This window comes from Sulfurimonas sp. (assembly GCF_028713515.1).
Taxonomy (GTDB): domain Bacteria; phylum Campylobacterota; class Campylobacteria; order Campylobacterales; family Sulfurimonadaceae; genus Sulfurimonas.
In genome coordinates this window covers 22,085-40,827 of sequence record NZ_JAQTOD010000004.1, presented here as the reverse complement: position 1 = coordinate 40,827, position 18,743 = coordinate 22,085, and the positions used below count along the sequence as shown (strand labels likewise).

The following is an 18,743-nucleotide window of genomic DNA, read 5'->3' as shown; positions in this document are numbered from 1 at the left end:
ATTTGATACAATAATAAACTAAATATTTATGGGAATTTTTAATAATGCTAAATCTAAGAAATCCAAGTCTATACAACAATCGTGAGCTTGCGTGGGTTCAATTTAACACAAGAGTTTTAAAACAAGCACAAGATGAATCGTTGCCGCTTTTAGAGAGATTAAAATTTCTTGCTATCTATGGGACAAACCTAGATGAGTTTTATATGATTCGTATGGCAGGGCTTAAAAAGCTATTTACTGCTGGAATCATAGAATCAAGCGCGGACAAACTAACACCTCTAGAGCAACTAAGAGAGATTAGAAAATATATCCATGATGAGCAAGATATTGTTGAGAGCTGTATAGATAATATCTTAAAAAAACTAGAACCTCATGGAATAAGCGTTAAATACTACAATCAAGTGAGCAAAAGTCAAAAAGAGCATCTTAGTAGATTTTTTAAAGAGCAGATTTATCCAGTAATAATTCCTATAGCAATAGACGCGACGCACCCTTTTCCACACTTAAATAATCTAAGTTTTGGACTAATCGTAAAACTCAAAGATAGCGACAATCCAATGATTGAGAGATCTGGAATCATCCGTGTACCTAGAGTTCTTCAAAGATTTGTTGAACTTGATAATAACACTTACATCCCAATAGAGAGCGTTATTTCAGAGCATGTTGAGGAGCTTTTTCCTGGATATACGCTCATAAAATATGCAACTTTTAGAGTAACTAGAAATGCAGATATAGCGATAGAAGAGGAAGAGGCTGATGATTTTATGGAGATTCTTGAAGAGGGTTTAAAGCTTCGTAGAAAAGGAGCAATGGTTAGGCTTGAGGTTCAGACTGATGGAGACGAAGAGCTTATTAACTTCTTCAATCGTCATGCGAACATTTACAAGGATGATATTTTTAGATTTCATACATTTTTAAATCTCTCAAGCCTATGGCAGATAGTATCAAACAAAAATTTCCAGAACTTACTAATAGAGCCTTTTCAGCCAAAAACTCTACCTCCGCTTAGTAGTAGTGAAAATATATTTAAGATTTTAGAAAAAGAAGATATCTTACTCTATCACCCATACGAGAGCTTTGATCCTGTAGTACAACTTATCCAAAGTGCAGCAAAAGATCCAGATGTTGTCTCAATCAAAATGACACTTTATCGCTCAGGAACAAATTCACCAATAGTTCAATCACTCATGAGTGCTAGTGAATCTGGAAAACAAGTTACCGTTATGGTTGAACTAAAAGCAAGATTTGATGAAGAGAACAATCTTATTTGGGCAAAAGCATTAGAAAAAGCAGGAGCGCATGTAATCTACGGTATCAGAGGGTTTAAAGTTCACGCAAAAGCCACACTTATAACAAAAAGAAAAAATGGGAAACTGAAACAGTATGCACATATAGGGACAGGCAATTACAACCCTGCAACAGCAAGAATATATACTGACATGAGCTATCTAACATCAAAAGATGAGATAACAAATGATTTGACAAGATTTTTTCACTTCCTAACTGGCTTCAGCAAGAAAGGTAGCTTAAATGAGCTATATATGTCGCCAGCTCAAATCAAACCAAAAATACTATCTCTTATTAACAATGAAACAAAATATGCAGATTCTGGAAAAATAATTGTAAAACTAAATGCACTTGTTGATGAGGATGTTATTCGCGCACTCTATAAAGCAAGTCAGGCTGGCGTCAAGATAGATCTGATTGTCCGCGGTGTTTGTTGTTTAAAACCAGGGATTGAGGGTGTTAGCGAAAATATTAGAGTTATTTCGATACTTGGAAAATACCTAGAGCATGCAAGAGCATTCTATTTTAAAAATGATGAAACTCAGGTCTATATCTCAAGCGCTGATTGGATGCCTAGAAATTTAACAAGACGCATAGAACTACTAACCGCCATCAAAGATATAAATGCAAGAGAGAAAATTATACAGATTCTAAAGCTTCAATGTGCCGATAACTCACTCGCTCATGAACTTCAAAGTGATGGTTCTTATGAAAAGGTCAGCAGTAGCTCTAATAAAATTGTAAATAATCATAAACTACTAGAGGATTCTGTAAATAAAATCGTAAAAGCAACAAAAAAAGAGAGCCCAAACACAATCTTGCAACTTGCTTCTAAACTATTTATAGAGGATGAAATATTATGATATACAACTTTAAAAACATGGAACCAAAGATAGGAGAAGGTAGCTGGATTGCGCCTTCTGCTGATGTTATAGGCGATGTTACATGCGGCGTTGATTGCTCAATATGGTTTGGAACAGTTGTTAGAGGCGATGTTCACTACATAAAAATCGGAGATAGAGTAAGCATACAAGATTTAAGCATGGTTCATGTCACGCATCACAAAAAAGATGACAAAAGTGATGGTCACCCAACAATAATAGGCAACGATGTAACAGTTGGGCATCGTGTAATGCTTCATGGATGCACAATCGAAGACGCTTGCTTAATCGGAATGAGTGCCACAATCCTTGATGGCGCAGTTATTGGAAAAGAGTCTATTGTTGGCGCAGACGCTCTTGTTACAAAAAATAAAATCTTTCCTCCTCGTTCACTCATAATGGGAAGTCCAGCCAAAGTAGTTAGAGAGCTAACAGACGCTGAAGTTAAAGAGCTTTATGCTTCTGCATCAAGATATGTAGAGTTTAAATCTCACTACCAATAAACGATGTCTAACTATTTTTTCTTTGCAGACATTATTGGAATAATTGCATTTACTATCAGTGGCTTTATTGTTGCCATGAGAAAGAACTTGGATATTTTAGGAATCTTAATAGCCTCTTCCTTAACTGCGCTTGGGGGCGGAGTCATCAGAGATGCCATACTAAGCACAACTCCTTTTGCTTTTAAATCACTATATCCAGCACTAACGCTATTTTTAACGATGCTAATCTTCTATATACTCAAACTCTACGAAAGAGAGTCGATTGAGAGAAAATGGATTTTTGTACTAAGTGATACAATCGGTTTAGTGGCTTTTAGCATAACAGGTGCTCTTTTGGCTATTCATGCAGAGTATAATTTTTTTGGAATTGTTACCATTAGCTTTATAACTGCAGTTGGTGGCGGAGTAACGAGAGATGTTATGATAAATGAGATTCCAACAGTATTAACGACTGATTTTTACGGCTCTATTGCCATCATAATTGCCACAGCGTTTGGAGTTTTAGATTTTTTTGATTTTGTAAATGAGTTTAGCATTTTGACAGTTGGGATTTTTAGCATACTTCTTAGACTGACCGCATACAAAAGAGAGTGGCATCTGCCTAAATTAAGCTGATGTCAAAAATAAATCTAGAGGGAGAAATCCCTTTAAATTTAACTTCTATAATCAGCATTTATCTTTACATAGTCATGACCCAGATCGCATCCATACGCCTTAAAATTTCCATCTCCAATACCTAAATCACAAGAGATTGTAAATTTTTGATGCTGCATCACAACGGCACATTTTTTCTCCATCTCTGCATCAAAAAATAGTTCACCTCTATCATAAACACACAGATTATCAAACGAAATTTTCAAACTCTCTTCACTGCACTCTACCCCGCTAGCGCCAACTGTTGAAGCTATTCTTCCCCAATTTGGATCCTCTCCAAAGAGTGCAGTTTTTACAAGAAGTGAGTCAGAGAGCGCTTTTGCTACAATCTCAGCATCTTTATCATCTTTTGCGCCACTTACTTTATAGGTAACAAGTTTTGTGGCACCCTCGCCGTCCCTAACCATCTCAAGCGCTAAAAAGTGCATTATTTTAAATAACACTTCTCTAAATGCCTCTTTGTCATATGCTCCACTTTTTCCATTAGCTAAAAGCAAAACTGTATCATTCGTTGAAGTGTCTCCATCCACGCTAATGGCGTTAAATGTTGTTTTTATTGTCTCATCTAAAATCTCTTGCATCTCATTTTTTGAAACTTTGGCATCAGTAGTTATGAAGCAGAGCATAGTAGCCATTGCTGGATTTATCATACCAGCGCCTTTTGCTATTGCACCTATGTTAAAACTGTTGCCATCATCAAGCTTAACGCTAAAAGCTATCTCTTTTGCAAAACTATCGGTTGTCATTATGGCTTTTGAAGCACTCTGTGAATCTTTTTTAGAGAAATCAAAAAGCTTCATACCTTCCATGATTTTCTCTTTTGGAAGTCTAACACCGATTACTCCAGTTGAACTCATAATGGGATTTATAACACTCTTATCAAGAGTTGCAAGAACCTCTCTTATATCATCTATGCCAGATTTTCCAGTCATTGCATTTGCATTTTTAGAGTTGATTAACAAAAAATTACTCTTAAACTCTCCCATAGACAAAAAGTGTCTTATCGGGGCTGCACACATCTTATTTGTTGTAAAAACAGAAGCGACCTCACACAAAACATCACTATATATAAATGCCATATCTTTTGCATTGTCTCTTTTGAGTCCAGCACTCACGCCATCAGCAAAAAAACCATTACTCTCACAAACCCCGCCTCGCATATAAGTTATATTATACAAATCAAAACTCCTTAACCATATTTTATTAATTTGATATTATCACATAATATTTTCAATTATAGATATTTAGAGTAGTAAAGAAAAGATATGTAAATGATTGTTGTAGGAAGTAAGCTTCAAAAAGAAGCTTTGTGGTATATCTGAATATCTCTAAAAATAAAAATTCTTAACTCTTCTATGAGAGTTAAGAATAGCTACAACTAAGAATTTTTCTTAAGTGTACGCAACTCTCTTGCAGAAATTTTAATTTTTTGAGTAGTGCCGTCATCTAAAGTAATACGAAGTGTTCTAAGATTTAGTAAAAAACGACGCTTTGTTCTATTTTTTGCGTGAGAAACATTGTTCCCGCTCATTGGGCCTTTGCCGCTTATAGCACATTTTCTTGCCATGTTGGGTTCCTTATGTTAGGTTTTAAAGTTGCGAATTGTATCAGCTTCAAACAAAACTTCTGCTTAAGGGCTTTATTTGAATCTATATTATTTTATGAATGTTATATCTTTATATATATCTTATTATTATGTAGTTAAAATGCATAAAATTTAACATATGTTGAGCCTATGATAACAAAAAATAAAATAGATTCTTTTATAGAAAAAATTCCTCCTTCGCCGAAAATCATTAAAGAGACGCTTTTGCTTGTGAATCAAGGCGAATTAACTAAGGCAGCAAAAGTTGCTGGAGAAGATATGGCTCTTAGAACATATCTTAAAAATATAGTAAATAAGCCAATTTATGGCTTTACAAATGAGGTAAATGATCTTTCACAAATATTTGCTATTCTTGGATTATCACTAACCAAGCAAACCGTCTATAACTACATGATATCCCTGCTTAGTCCAGATAAGTGGGTCCTTTTTAAGCTAAATAAAAAAACTTTTTATGAACTACAAGCAGATTTATCTAAAAATTGGGAAAAAATCCTAAAATATCTAAATATATCCGATAAAGAGATGTATAACGCAATAACTCTTCTACCATCAAGTATAATCATAACAGAAGCTCTTTTTTTTGAGCATCTAGATGATGTAAAGCTTCTAAGAGAGACAAAAGCAATAGATTTTAATACAATTTTAAGTCGTCTTTGTGGGGTCTCTTTGTTTGATATCTGCGAAGAGATAGCAAAAAAATGGGAGATGAATGAGGTAATCTATAAAGTTATTCAATCTTCATCTGGCACCAAACAATCAGGCAACAAAGAGATTGATACCTTAGGAAAATGGATGCATCTGTTACTTTTTTATGAACTATCAAAACCAATATTTATAGAGGCCAGGCTTAATGATTTTATTGATTTTCAAATAGATTTTGTAGCTGATATTTACAGTGAGTTTGCTGAAGTTATGGAAATTTCATGAAAGCAGTATTAAAAAAAGGAGTGGCTGTCTTTACACCACAAGGCTTTTTAGATGGAAACAACACAAGCGAGCTTCTAAGTATAGACGACATTGAATCAGCTATAAACTTAAAAGCAGATATGATTTTAGTTTCTCTCAAGAAAGTAATATTTTTCAACAAAAATGGTCTAGATGCTTTTACAAAACTGTTTCATGCAGTTCGTAAAAAAAATCATTCAATTGTTGGATTTTGCGACTACGATGCAATAAAATATGATGCAATAAGAAAGTTTTTTGGGGATCAAATTGATTTTTCTTTATATAAAACTTCTGATATTGCATCACTGTTTTCATCCGGTTTTAAAGAAACAGACAAAACAGTTCTACTTTATAGCCCTGATAAATCTCAAAGGACAGCTATGGCGATAGACCTTCATGATGGTGGATACAACCCAATAGTTGCACAGACAGAGGAAGAGTTTAATGACAAAGCCAGCAAAAAAGAGCTTTATGATTATATAATTGACTTAACTTACCTAGGACATATGGGGCAAAAAATTGCGACAAGAGTGGCAGGAAATGCAATAATCTACACAGTATCACAATTTCTAGATGCAGAAATTAATGATAAATTTAATATTGAATATCATAAAAACTCACTCAATGTTGGCTTTAGACTGTTTATATTTGACGCCTATAAAACTATAAGCATGAATGTCCATGCTCTTAACTTTTTCTCTAAACTAGCAAGCTCGGCAGCTGAATATAATGCGACAATATCTATCGTTGGTATGTCATTTAATAAAACTCCAGAATCATTTAAAGAGACGCTTGAAGATTCAGGTATTATTTTTTATGAACAGATGGATGATATTCTTCAAAACAAAGAGTTGTTAAAAGAGCTAGGAGCAAGTAGTGCTTCAAATATTAAAAACAAGAGAACAATAAACAAGCAAACAGTGACAGAGCTCCCTAGCTTTATAAGCGCCACTGTTGGAACAATAGAGATGATGACTAATGCAAAAGCTATCAAAAATGGTGTTAAAATAGATAATATTTTTATTGATGACAAAAAAGATAAAATAGCTAGCTCTATTGGATATTATGGAGATCTTGATGGTATGGTTATATTGGTTTTTCCAATAATTATTGCCAAAAAAGCTTGTGAACTTCTTATTGGTGAGCAGACTGATGATATTGAGTTAATACTAGATACATTAGCGGAACTAGTAAATATTGTGGGCGGAAAGATAAAAACTCTACTTGCAGATGAAAACATAAATGTAAATATTACACTCCCTAGAACTTACGGCAACATAGATAGTTTACTTGAAGTTATTGAGAATAAAAAAGGCGTTCAGGTAGATTTGTCATTCAATGATGATAAATTTTTATTCTTCTTAACAAGATAAAAGCTATCAAAGTGTAATATTGCGTTAATTTTTACAACAAATACAATAAGGTTTATCATGCTCATATCCCCAAGTGTTTTATCTGCTGACTTTGGTAATCTACAAAGAGATATTGAAGATATTTGCAACGCTGGATGTGACTTCATACATGTTGATGTTATGGATGGGCACTTTGTTCCCAACTTAACAATTGGACCTGTTGTAGTATCTGCCATCGCGAAAGTCGCAACCAAGCCTTTAGACATCCACTTGATGGTTGAAAATAACTCATTTTTTGTTGATCTTTTCGCTCCACTAAAACCGCAATACATCTCTTTCCATATAGAAGAAGAGAAACATCCCCATAGATTAATCCAAAAGATTCGCTCTCTAGGTATTAAATCTGCGATTGTTTTAAACCCTCACACTCCACCAGAAGAAATAGAGTTTTTACTTGAAGATTTGGATATGGTTCTTCTTATGAGTGTAAATCCTGGCTTTGGCGGTCAAAGCTTTATTGAGAGTGTTATACCAAAGGCAAAAAGATTGAGTGCTATGAGAGATAAAATTAACCCGAACTGCTTAATAGAGGTAGATGGTGGTGTTAGTGATAAAAATGTGGAACAACTCAGAGATGCTGGCGTTGATATTGTCGTAGCTGGAAGTTATATATTTAATCATACTGACAAAAAAAAGGCAATTATGAGCCTTCAATGCAGATAGTAAAAATTTCAATGCTACAAAAAAGATAAATTATGAGAGTAAAAATCTGCGGCATAACCTCATATAGAGATGCAATGATTGCCATAGATGCTGGAGCTGATGCGCTAGGTTTTGTTTTCTATGAAAAATCTCCAAGATATATTTCCCCTCGTGATGCTAGAGCTATAATAAAAGAACTTCCTCCATTTGTAGAAAAAGTCGCTCTTTTTGTAAATTCTGATGCTCAAATAATCAACTCCTACTCTCAAGAAGCTGGAACTACGCTGGCTCAGCTTCATTTTGAAGTAAATGACTCTTTATGCAGACAACTTTTTGTTCCATACATTAAAGTAGTAAGAGCTCAAAAAGCTAGTGATATATTACAATATAGTGATGAATACAGGCTAATTGACGCTTATTGTGAAGAGTATGGTGGTGCTGGAAAAAGATTAAATATTGAATGGTTTAAAGATGTTGATTGTTCTAAAATAATTCTAGCAGGTGGGCTAAACCCTCAAAATGTTGCATCTCTAAAGAATTATGGATTTTATGGTGTTGATGTTAGCAGTGGGGTAGAGTTATCACACGGCATAAAGAGTGAGCAAAAAGTTAAAGAATTCATAGCTAATGCTAAGTCATGATTTTATTCTAGATGCAAAAAGCATCCATAAACTCTCAACTACTGGTCTGTCTGCAAAAACACTTAAAGAGCAGATAAATGATAATTTAGATTTTCTACTTGAGCTTTGGTATGCACAAGGCTTAAAGATTGTAAAACACCAAAGCAATTACTTTTTTGCCACTAGCTTTATACCAATAAAAGATATGGAATTTTGTATAGTTGATATTGAAACAAATGGTTCTAAAATAGAAAAACATCAAATCATAGAGATTGGTGCCATAAAAGTAAAAAATGGCGAGATAGTTGGCAGATATGAATCATTTGTAAACTGTCATGAGATAAATCCAAATATTACAGAGATAACAGGCATATCTGTCGAAGATACCAAAGATGCGCCTAGTTTAAAAAATGTAATGCATGAGTTTAAAGCTTTTTTGCAAGACTCTGTATTTGTTGCACACGATATCAAATTTGACTATAGGTTTATATCTTTAAGTATGCAAAATGTTGGCTTAGCTCCACTGTTAAATAGAAGCTTATGCTCATTGGCGTTAGCAGAGAGAACAATTGAGTCATACAGATATGCACTCTCATACCTCAATGAATCTCTTAATTTGTATCCAAGCGCAACACACCACAGAGCTATGAGTGATGCGTTAACAACTAACGAACTTTTAAAACTATCATTAAAAAACATAGGGGATGATATTAAAAGCGTTGAGGATCTTATAAGATTTTCCAAGGAAGCAAAAAGATTAAAAAGACCAAAATTTAATCCTACAAGAGAGAATATTAATGGCAGAACAAGCGAAGATGAGTAGTTTATTCGCTATAAGCTCCAACGCCTGTTAGTTTTTTATATCTCTGTTCCATTCTTTCTTCATCACTCATTTTGCGAAGCTCCTTAAGCTCTGCTAAAAAATAATTTTTTATTGCATTTGCAGCACTTTCTTTATCTCTATGTGCTCCAATAAGTGGCTCATCTATAACATCATCTATAAGATTTAATTTCTTTAAATCTCCACTTGTTATCTTCATGGCATTTGTAGCAACTTCTGCTTTTGCTGGGTCATTCCATAAAATAGCAGAACATCCCTCAGGCGAAATAACGCTAAATACTGAGTATCTCATCATTGCAAATCTATCAGCAACTCCAATAGCAAGGGCACCGCCACTTCCTCCTTCGCCAATAACAACTGAAATGGTTTGAGTATTTAAAGCAGATAGCTCAAGCAGATTTCTAGCAATTGCCTCACTTTGATTTCTTTCTTCAGCCCCAATTCCAGGATAGGCACCAGGAGTATCAACAAACATTAGTAGTGGGATTTTAAATTTCTCAGCTAATTTTGCAGCACGAAGAGCTTTTCTGTAGCCCTCTGGATGTGGCATACCAAAATTTCTTTTGATTTTATTTTTTGTTCCACGACCCTTTTGCTCACCAATAACTACAACTTTTTCATCGCCTATATAACCGATATAGCATAAAATCGCAGCATCATCCCGAAAATGTCTATCGCCATGAATCTCATACTTATCTCGCATAAGCAAGTTTATATAATCAAGAGCATATGGTCTATCTAAATGACGAGCGAGTTGAAGCTGTTGAAAGGGAGATAGGTTGTTAAAAATATTTGAAACTTCTGCTTCAAGTTGATCTTTTAGTGCTACTAACGCGGCATCATCATGACGAACTTGAGCCGATACAATATCTTCTTGAATGAACTTAATTTTATATTCAAAGTCTAAATATGTTGCCAATTTAAATCCCTGTATTTAGATTTTTTTGAATATCAAAACGCCGTTAGTTCCGCCAAAGCCAAAAGAGTTACTCATAACTGTATTTAGCTCTGCTTTTCTTGACTTGTTTGGAACAATATCTAAATCACAATTTTCATCTGCTGTTTCATAGTTTATCGTTGGAGGTATAATTCCATCACGCATTGACATAAGACAAACAACTGCTTCAATACCGCCAGCTGCACCAAGACAGTGACCAATCTGACCTTTTATTGAGCTCATTGGAGGGCAGTTTTCTTTACCACCTAATAACTCTTTCAGTGCTGCAGTCTCATTTTTATCATTAATTGGCGTGCTTGTTCCATGCGCGTTTACATAATCAAGCTTTGGAAAACCTGCCATTTTATGTGCTGCTTTCATAGCTCGAGCAGGACCATCAAGGCTTGGAGTTGTTATGTGATTTGCATCTCCGCTCTCTCCAAAACCTATGATTTCGCCATAAATATTTGCTCCCCTTGCAACTGCATCTTCATAAGTCTCTAAGATTAAAGCAGCGGCGCCTTCGCCCATTACAAATCCATCACGATCTGCATCAAAAGGACGAGAAGCCTTTTTTGGATTTTCATTATTTGTTGAGAGTGCTTTCATTGCGGCAAATCCGCCAACACCAGCACCTGTAATAGCACACTCAGCCGAGACAACTAACATCTTATCAGCACCACCGCACATAATCGTCTTTACAGCTTCACTAATAGCGTGAGTTCCAGCGGCACATGCCGTAACACTTGAGAGATTTGGACCTTTTGTTCCATGCTCAATCGATACAAAACCACCAAGCATATTTACTAAAGCGGATGGGATAAAAAATGGAGATATTTTACGAGAGCCTCTTGTTTCAATGATTATAGAGTTTTTTTCTATTGCAGGAAGTCCGCCGATTCCAGAGCCAGCGCTTATACCGAATCTTTCCATATCAATATTTTCGCCAAAATTAGCATCTGCCATCGCCTCTTGAGCTGCTTTTAGTCCAAGATGAATAAATCTATCGGCTTTTTTTACCTCTTTTGCTGCCATAACTGTTTCTGGATTGAAATTTTTAACTTCACCTGCAATTTTTACAGCATAATCTTCAGGATCAAAAAGAGTGATAGTGTCTATCCCACATTCACCATCACAAATAGCTTTAAATGAGCTCTCTTTATCGTTTCCTACTGCATTTATCATGCCCAATCCTGTAACTACAACTCTTTTCATTTAAAATCTCCGTAAAAAAATATAAAATATTTTGTAAAAATCAGAAAAACTGACTACTAAAAAATATTTTCCACCAAGAAGCCCCTACAAGAAGCTCTTAGTAAAAATATAATGTAACTATTTGCTTTCGATATAGTTAACTACATCTCTAACAGTTCTAATTTTTTCTGCTTCATCATCAGGAATTTCAATATCGAATTTCTCTTCAAGGGCCATAACCAACTCAACTACATCTAGACTATCTGCACCTAAATCTTCAACGAACTTTGCGTCTTCTTTTACTTCATCAGCGCTAACGCCTAATTGCTCAACTACTACTTCTTTGATATCGTCTAAAAGTGCCATTATAGCTCCTATGTTTTATATGTAAAATCACGAAATTATAGCACAACTAACTTAATTAATTAAAAATACACACTAAATATGGCACTATAGGGGATAAAGTCTATGCCATATTTAATCCACCATTTACTTTTAGCGTCTCTCCGGTTATGTAACTTGAGTGGTCTGAGAGTAAAAATGCTGTGGCCTCTGCAACCTCAATTGCATTACCAAAACGCTTCATTGGAATCTTAGAAGTAAACCCATTTTTTATCTCATCACTTAGTGCATCCGTCATCTCAGTAGCTATAAAACCTGGAGTAACTGTGTTGTAACGAATCCCACTTGTAGCGGCCTCTATAGCAAAACTTTTACTCATAGCTATAACTCCACCTTTACTCGCAGAGTAGTTTGTTTGTCCAGCGTTTCCAGTCTCACCAACAATCGAAGCTATGTTTACAACGGCTCCAAATTTTTTCTTTCTCATAACTTTCATGGCTTCACGACATCCAATAAAACATGAAGTAAGATTTGCATTTATAACACTCATAAAATCTTCTGTTTTCATACGAAGAGCTAGTTTATCGTTTGTAATTCCAGCATTATTTACAAGATATGAAAGCTCACCATCACAATCAGTAATCATATTAATTGCTTCAACAAAAGCATCTTCATCGCTTACATCAAAACCAATAACAGCAGCTCTGCCACCACTTGCCTCAATTGCATCTTTGATGGCATCTGCCTCTTTTGCTCCACTTCTATAATTAATCCAAACTTTCAACCCATAGCCTGCTAAAACTTTCGCTATTTCCGCCCCGATACCACGACTTGAACCTGTTACTAGAACATTTTTTCCACTAAATTTCATTCTGTTTTTCTCCATTTTTATTTATTTCTGTTTCTATATTAATGCGTGATCCATCTCGGATGGAATTTCAAGTTCCATTAATTTCAGTATTGTTGGTGCAATATTATTTAAACCGCCAACTTCAACTTTGTTAACACCATCTGATTCAACAAAACACCACACTTTTCCAACTGTATGATTTGTTAAAATATTTCCATCATCATCTCTCATCTCTTCACAATTTCCATGATCGGAGGTAACCACAACCGCATAATCTTTCAACTTAGCTTTTTCTAAAATTCTACCAAGTTGTGCATCTACAGTAGTTACTGCTATTTTAGCTGCTTCAAAATCTCCAGTATGTCCAACCATATCGCCATTTGCGAAGTTTACAACTATGAAATCATACTCATCTTCCATTGCCACCAAAACAACATCTCCAACTTCGACTGCGCTCATCTGCGGTTTTTCATTATAGGTTTTAACATTTGGCGATGGAATTAAAACTCTAGTCTCATTCTCATACGGCTCATCTATCCCACCATTTAAAAAAAATGTTACATGAGCATATTTTTCAGTCTCTGCTGTATGAAGTTGTCTTAAGCCGGCTCTTGAAATAACCTCTGCCAGAGTGTTTTTAGGTGAATCTTTTTTAAATAAAATAGGAAAATTAAAACTTTTGTCATACTCTGTGATAGTTGCTAAGTTAACTTTTATATATTTTCTTTGAAATCCACTAAAATTTTCATCCCCAATAGCACTCACAAACTCTCTCATTCTGTCACTTCTAAAGTTTATCGTAAGCACACTATCCCCATCTCTAAAACCATCATATACACCAAACGCAACTGGTTGGATAAACTCATCCGTCTCATCTTTTGCGTATGATAATTCTATATACTCAGATACGCTCATGTCTGTTTTCGGAGTTGCTCGCACTACTGCGTCATATCCTTTTTCAACCCTATCCCAACGATTATCTCTATCCATACTATAAAAACGACCTGCAATTGTCGCTATCTTTATTTTATCACTTAAATAACTCTCTATCTGCTTTAAATATTTTTGCGCCGACACAGGAGAGACATCTCTTCCGTCAGTTATAAGGTGCAAGAAAATTTCTTTGTTGTTTCTTGCAGCAATATCAGCTATACCTATAAAATGCTCTATATGAGAGTGGACACCGCCATCACTCATGAGACCAATGAGATGTATTCTACCAGAGGATTGAAAGAGTTTTTGCAGCTCTTCATTTTGTTCAATGCTGCCCTCAGAAAGGGCCAGAGATATTTTTACTAAATCTTGATATAAAACTCTCCCGCTTCCTATACTCATATGCCCTACTTCTGAGTTGCCCATTTGACCCTCTGGAAGTCCAACACTAAGCCCAAAAGTATCTATTAAAGAGTGTGGAGTTTTTTTAAAAAGTTCATCATAAGTTGGCTTTGTTGCACTATAAAATGCATTAAATTGCGTTTTTGAGGAGTATCCTATTCCATCTGTTATAACCAAGATAGCTTTTTTTCTCAATTTTCCCCCTTTTGTTTTGTGCAATTATACTATAATGTCATCTTCATTTTATAAGGATAATACTTTGCTATATTGGCTATCAGAATTATTAAAGATTAATTTACTTGGATACATCACCGTAAGAGCAGGAATAGCATTCTTTTTGGCTCTATTTTTTACACTATTTTTAATGCCTCGTTTTATCAGATGGGCGCAAAATACATCCCGCGTTCAACCCATAAACGGATGGGCACCTGACAGACATAAAGAGAAAGCAAAAACTCCAACTATGGGTGGAGTTGTTTTTATTGGTGCTACTATTTTGGCATCTCTAATAAGCATCAGACTTACAAATGTTTATGCTCTTGGAGCTATCTTAACGCTTGTACTTTTTGCTCTTATAGGTTTTCAGGACGACTATGCAAAAATCAAAAAAAATCAGAATCTAGCTGGTTTAAAAGCAAGAACTAAACTTCTGCTTCAATTTATATCAGCTCTTGTCGTCGCGCTTTTTCTGTTTAATCTCTCTGATTTTAACACTAATCTTTATGTTCCGTTTATCAAAAATCCTATTTACGATATGGGTCTCTTGGCAATTGTATTTTGGGTAATCATCATTATCGCCACCTCAAATGCAGTAAATTTAACAGACGGGCTAGACGGACTTGCGACAGTTCCATCTCTTGCTGCACTTACATCTTTTAGTATTATTATCTACATCACAGGAAATGTGAAAATAAGTGCATATCTGCTTATGCCAACTTTCAACATTGGTGAAGTTGCAATAATTTCTAGCGCCTTAATGGGCGCACTTACCGGATTTTTATGGCACAACTGTCATCCAGCTGAAGTTTTTATGGGCGATAGCGGTTCACTAACAATAGGTGCTTTTTTGGGTTACCTTGCAATTATAAGTAAAAGCGAGATTCTCCTACTGATAATTGGTTTAATATTTGTAATTGAAACTCTCTCTGTTATTCTTCAAGTTGGAAGTTTCAAACTTCGTAAAAAAAGGGTGTTTTTAATGGCTCCAATTCATCACCATTTTGAGATGAAACATTGGGCTGAAAACAAGATTATTGTTAGATTTTGGATAATCTCTATTCTTTCAAATATGATTGCACTAATCTCTCTAAAGATTCGCTAATGAAAAGAGTATCTCTATTTGGTTACGGAAAAACAACAAAGGCTTTAACAAAACTCTATCCAAACGCTATCTTTTATGATGACAAATGTACAAAACCTTTTGTTGATGAAAACGGCTTCAGAGTAAAACCATCATCAAGTTTTGATTCAAAATATTCGGACTTAGAGATAGTCTCTCCTGGAATAGCACCATCAAATCCACTTGTTAGAAAAGCAAAAAATCTTATAAGCGATTATGACTGCTTTGCCGATAAATCCCCACTTACAGTCTGGATAAGCGGAACAAATGGTAAAACAACAACAACTCAAATGATGCAGTATTTGCTTCAAGATAGAGGCTCACAAGAGGGTGGAAATATAGGAACTCCTTTAGCAGATTTAAGCTCAGATGCTAGCATCTGGGTCCTTGAGACTAGCTCTTTTACTATGCACTACACCAACAAAGCAGTTCCAAATATATATGTTTTACTTCCAATAACGCCAGATCATCTAAGCTGGCATGGAGATATGGATGAGTATATAAAAGCAAAATTAAGACCTATTTCACAAATGAAAGAGGGTGAAATTGCAATAATTCCAGCCGAGTTCAAAGATATAAAAACTTCAGCACACATAATCACTTACTCAAACGAAGAGGATTTAGCTCTACATTTTGGCATAGATAGAGAGAAAATAAAGTTTAAAGGTGTGTTTTTGGTAGATGCACTTTTAGCAATGGCGGTTGATAAAATGCTTTTTGATAGAGTTGATTATGAAAAAATAAACTCGTTTATCATAGACGCGCATAGACAAGAAGAGCTCAGAGACAGTAAAGACCGCCTATGGATAAATGACACAAAAGCCACTAATCTTGACGCTACAATAGCTGCACTTAATCGCTACCACGGCTCTTTTGTCCACCTTATTTTAGGTGGAGACGATAAAGGCGTTGATTTAGCTGAACTTTTTGAATTTCTAAAAAATTACAAAGTAAAAATATACAATATTGGGACCAATAAAGAGAAACTATCAACGCTAGCAACAAACTATAATATACCTTTTGAGCTATGCAAAAACTTGGCAGATGCAGTAAATAAAATAGATAAAAACCTACAGAACAGCGAAATCGGAATGCTCTCTCCTGCCGCATCTAGCCTTGATGAGTTTACCTCTTATGTGCAAAGAGGCAACGAGTTCAAAGAGGCAGTTCACAGCATAAGCTAACTTTCAGTGCTCTAGCTGTATAATTGCGCTCTTAAAAGATGGCCTGTTAGCTCAGTTGGTAGAGCAAATGACTGAAAATCATTGTGTCCTTGGTTCAATTCCGAGACAGGCCACCACTTTTGAACTCATCTACTTTTTATTATGGCCAATTAGCTCAGTTGGTAGAGCAAATGACTGAAAATCATTGTGTCCTTGGTTCAATTCCGAGATTGGCCACCACCTTAAAACATAACTTTTAACCTCCATTTAGCAACACAATCACATACAATATATAAATTTAGATTTACAACACCTCTATTTCGTTAATCATTTCTGATATAATTGCGCTTATGGGGCTGACCTGGTTTCGACGGGATCAAGTAGCTTTTAATTGCATGTCGGACTGAGCACTTCCGTTACGCGGCTCAAATTGCTTAAACGCAAACAATACAAATTATCGCCCAGCTTTAGCAGTAGCTTAAGTTTTATCCCCTCGTAAGAGGCGGGCTGCTTCACCTATTGACGCTAGATAGATAGGGCTCGAAGTATAACCCTTATGTAGATATATTTTATGTCTGCCTTGTGCATAAAATGAATCCCAAAGGATCGTCTTGCGTAACTTTGCAAGTTGTGTGAAGCAAGATTAAATTCAAACAATTTTTCTAAACATGTAGACATTAGGAGTAGCGTGGTTTCGGACTGGAGTTCGATTCTCCACAGCTCCACCAACACAACTTTTTCTTATCCCATGAAAAATCCACTTAAAATGCCAAAAATACGAACTTTTAAAGACTTTAAAGTCTAAAAAACTACATACAAATACATACAAAAAACTACAGATATCTATAATTTATTGTACAATTATATGTACAACTTTTATGTTGTACATTAAATTTTCTCTAGGTTGTACACATGCTAACAGCTACGCAAGTTAAAACTTTAAAACCAAAAGACAAGTTGTACACAGTTAATGATGGTGCAGGACTTAGTTTGGAAATTACTCCACAAGGATCTAAAAGGTGGAGATTCCGTTACCGCTTTAACAATAAGCCTATGCGTAAAAGCTTTGGAGTTTATCCAGACGTATCATTAGCAAGAGCAAGAGAAAAACGAGATGCTGCCAGAACAGCTATTGCAGACGGGATAGATCCATTTATTGTAGTTGAAGAAACTATTCAAACTGAAGTTTCCGCTAAAACATTTAAAGAGTGGTCGGAATACTACATGGATAAAGTTGCCAATAACGTAAGCGAAACTCATTTAGTAAGAAGTCTCAAAGGCTGGAAGAAAGATGTTTATCCTGAGATCGGTGATATGCTAATAAATGATATAAAACCTAAAGATATCATCAGAATTTTAAACAATATGTCCAACAGAGGTGCGAAAGAGTCAGCAAAAAAGACTTTTAGCAGCATCTCAAGAGTTTATGATGTCGCAATTGCTAACTACCCTGATGAAGTAGAACTAAATCCTTGTAAATCCGTATCGCTGAAAGACGTTGTTGGTTCATCCAAAACAAATAACTACCCTATTATTACAGGTGATAAGGAGTTAGGTATATTACTGAACTTGATAGAGCAATATCCAGGTCATATTAGTACAAAATTAGCTCTGAAACTCATAGCCCATACATTTGTAAGACCCATCAATATGCGCTATGCAGAATGGGATGAAATCAATTTAAAAGCCAAACAGTGGATTATCCCTGCTGCAAAGATGAAAACAAATAAAGAGCTAATTGTACCCATGAGCAAACAGTCTATTGAAATTATCAAAGAAGCTAAAGAGAATAGCACTGGTAGTAAGTTCTTATTTCCATCACCAAGAGGTCAAAACACACCTCTTTCGGATGCGGCTATGGTTGCTGCTTTAAGAAGAATCGGTTACACAAAAGATGAGATAGTGGCTCACTCATTTCGAGGTATATTTTCTACTATCGCTCATGAACACGGTAGATACACTCATGATGTAATCGAAACACAACTTGCCCATACGGTAGGCTCAAAAGTCTCTCAAGCCTATAACAGAGCTTTGTATTTAAAAGAACGTACCGAGATGATGGACTGGTATAGCAATCATCTTGATTATATTATGAGTGCTGTCAAAAAATTATGAACAATAACTTAAACAAGCCAAAGCTGCTTATTATGTTACAATTTTTATCTAATTCAGTGTTAGTACAATGTGCTTTG

At 35.3% G+C, this 18,743-nt stretch carries 18 protein-coding genes, 2 tRNA genes and 1 other RNA gene; 14 read left to right on the top strand and 7 right to left on the bottom strand.

Going from position 1 to position 18,743, the window contains the following annotated elements; translation table 11 throughout:
• Positions 1 to 44 precede the first annotated feature (44 nt).
• From PHV22_RS08760 to PHV22_RS08750, 3 genes are read left to right on the top strand one after another with little or no spacing between them, the layout of a single operon-like run.
• Positions 45 to 2,150, top strand: coding sequence for an RNA degradosome polyphosphate kinase (locus tag PHV22_RS08760; RefSeq protein ID WP_295023525.1), 2,106 nt, complete (start codon positions 45 to 47; stop codon positions 2,148 to 2,150).
• Positions 2,147 to 2,671, top strand: a complete 525-nt coding sequence (locus PHV22_RS08755) for a gamma carbonic anhydrase family protein (protein WP_295023527.1) — start codon at positions 2,147 to 2,149, stop codon at positions 2,669 to 2,671. Before PHV22_RS08760 ends, PHV22_RS08755 begins: the two co-directional genes overlap by 4 nt.
• A 3-nt stretch (positions 2,672 to 2,674) precedes the next feature.
• Positions 2,675 to 3,286 (top strand): trimeric intracellular cation channel family protein, encoded by a 612-nt coding sequence (locus tag PHV22_RS08750; protein ID WP_295023529.1) that lies wholly within the window; start codon positions 2,675 to 2,677, stop codon positions 3,284 to 3,286.
• A gap of 38 nt (positions 3,287 to 3,324) precedes the next feature.
• On the opposite strand, the gene argJ is transcribed toward PHV22_RS08750, so the two are convergent.
• Together argJ and rpmB are read right to left on the bottom strand one after the other, a co-directional pair.
• Entirely contained in the window at positions 3,325 to 4,503 is a 1,179-nt protein-coding gene (argJ, locus tag PHV22_RS08745; protein WP_295023531.1) for a bifunctional glutamate N-acetyltransferase/amino-acid acetyltransferase ArgJ, read from the bottom strand.
• 200 nt (positions 4,504 to 4,703) lie between these two features.
• Positions 4,704 to 4,892 (bottom strand): 50S ribosomal protein L28, encoded by a 189-nt coding sequence (gene rpmB, locus PHV22_RS08740; protein WP_295023533.1) that lies wholly within the window; start codon positions 4,890 to 4,892, stop codon positions 4,704 to 4,706.
• A 168-nt stretch (positions 4,893 to 5,060) separates the two neighbouring features.
• Between rpmB and PHV22_RS08735 the strand changes: the two genes are divergently transcribed.
• The 5 genes from PHV22_RS08735 to PHV22_RS08715 are packed head-to-tail and all read left to right on the top strand — an operon-like array spanning position 5,061 to position 9,373.
• Positions 5,061 to 5,858, top strand: coding sequence for an HDOD domain-containing protein (locus tag PHV22_RS08735; protein ID WP_295023535.1), 798 nt, complete (start codon positions 5,061 to 5,063; stop codon positions 5,856 to 5,858).
• The gene (locus PHV22_RS08730; RefSeq protein ID WP_295023537.1) at positions 5,855 to 7,249 is read left to right on the top strand and encodes a chemotaxis protein CheX; all 1,395 of its coding nucleotides are present in this window, start codon (positions 5,855 to 5,857) and stop codon (positions 7,247 to 7,249) included. Before PHV22_RS08735 ends, PHV22_RS08730 begins: the two co-directional genes overlap by 4 nt.
• A gap of 57 nt (positions 7,250 to 7,306) precedes the next feature.
• The gene (rpe, locus tag PHV22_RS08725) at positions 7,307 to 7,951 is read left to right on the top strand and encodes a ribulose-phosphate 3-epimerase (protein ID WP_295023539.1); all 645 of its coding nucleotides are present in this window, start codon (positions 7,307 to 7,309) and stop codon (positions 7,949 to 7,951) included.
• Between the two features lie 32 nt (positions 7,952 to 7,983).
• Positions 7,984 to 8,571, top strand: coding sequence for a phosphoribosylanthranilate isomerase (locus PHV22_RS08720; protein ID WP_295023541.1), 588 nt, complete (start codon positions 7,984 to 7,986; stop codon positions 8,569 to 8,571).
• Positions 8,558 to 9,373: a 3'-5' exonuclease gene (locus PHV22_RS08715; RefSeq protein ID WP_295023542.1), complete on the top strand. Its 816-nt coding sequence runs from the start codon at positions 8,558 to 8,560 to the stop codon at positions 9,371 to 9,373. Before PHV22_RS08720 ends, PHV22_RS08715 begins: the two co-directional genes overlap by 14 nt.
• Before the next feature lies 1 nt (position 9,374).
• Here the strand turns inward: PHV22_RS08715 and accA are convergent, their stop codons facing one another.
• The 5 genes from accA to gpmI all read right to left on the bottom strand — a co-directional run bounded on the left by accA (position 9,375) and on the right by gpmI (position 14,244).
• Positions 9,375 to 10,310 (bottom strand): acetyl-CoA carboxylase carboxyl transferase subunit alpha, encoded by a 936-nt coding sequence (gene accA, locus PHV22_RS08710; protein WP_295023544.1) that lies wholly within the window; start codon positions 10,308 to 10,310, stop codon positions 9,375 to 9,377.
• 15 nt (positions 10,311 to 10,325) lie between these two features.
• Positions 10,326 to 11,543, bottom strand: coding sequence for a beta-ketoacyl-ACP synthase II (locus PHV22_RS08705; RefSeq protein WP_295023546.1), 1,218 nt, complete (start codon positions 11,541 to 11,543; stop codon positions 10,326 to 10,328).
• A gap of 117 nt (positions 11,544 to 11,660) precedes the next feature.
• A complete protein-coding gene (acpP, locus tag PHV22_RS08700) occupies positions 11,661 to 11,888 on the bottom strand; it encodes an acyl carrier protein (protein WP_295023548.1) in 228 nt (75 codons plus the stop codon).
• 100 nt (positions 11,889 to 11,988) lie between these two features.
• Positions 11,989 to 12,735: a 3-oxoacyl-ACP reductase FabG gene (gene fabG, locus PHV22_RS08695; RefSeq protein ID WP_295023550.1), complete on the bottom strand. Its 747-nt coding sequence runs from the start codon at positions 12,733 to 12,735 to the stop codon at positions 11,989 to 11,991.
• A gap of 33 nt (positions 12,736 to 12,768) precedes the next feature.
• Positions 12,769 to 14,244: a 2,3-bisphosphoglycerate-independent phosphoglycerate mutase gene (gene gpmI / locus PHV22_RS08690; protein ID WP_295023551.1), complete on the bottom strand. Its 1,476-nt coding sequence runs from the start codon at positions 14,242 to 14,244 to the stop codon at positions 12,769 to 12,771.
• 64 nt (positions 14,245 to 14,308) lie between these two features.
• Between gpmI and mraY the strand changes: the two genes are divergently transcribed.
• The 6 genes from mraY (at position 14,309) to PHV22_RS08660 (ending at position 18,666) form a co-directional block, all read left to right on the top strand.
• Positions 14,309 to 15,370 (top strand): phospho-N-acetylmuramoyl-pentapeptide-transferase, encoded by a 1,062-nt coding sequence (gene mraY, locus PHV22_RS08685; protein ID WP_295023553.1) that lies wholly within the window; start codon positions 14,309 to 14,311, stop codon positions 15,368 to 15,370.
• The gene (gene murD / locus PHV22_RS08680) at positions 15,370 to 16,572 is read left to right on the top strand and encodes a UDP-N-acetylmuramoyl-L-alanine--D-glutamate ligase (RefSeq protein WP_295023555.1); all 1,203 of its coding nucleotides are present in this window, start codon (positions 15,370 to 15,372) and stop codon (positions 16,570 to 16,572) included. The genes mraY and murD overlap by 1 nt, the downstream gene beginning before the upstream one ends.
• Before the next feature lie 40 nt (positions 16,573 to 16,612).
• Positions 16,613 to 16,688, top strand: a tRNA-Phe gene (locus tag PHV22_RS08675).
• A 27-nt stretch (positions 16,689 to 16,715) separates the two neighbouring features.
• Positions 16,716 to 16,791: transfer RNA gene (locus PHV22_RS08670), tRNA-Phe, on the top strand.
• Positions 16,792 to 16,903: 112 nt separating this feature from the next.
• Positions 16,904 to 17,279: a transfer-messenger RNA gene (ssrA, locus tag PHV22_RS08665) on the top strand.
• A 184-nt stretch (positions 17,280 to 17,463) separates the two neighbouring features.
• Positions 17,464 to 18,666 (top strand): integrase arm-type DNA-binding domain-containing protein, encoded by a 1,203-nt coding sequence (locus tag PHV22_RS08660; RefSeq protein ID WP_295023558.1) that lies wholly within the window; start codon positions 17,464 to 17,466, stop codon positions 18,664 to 18,666.
• Positions 18,667 to 18,743: the final 77 nt, after the last annotated feature.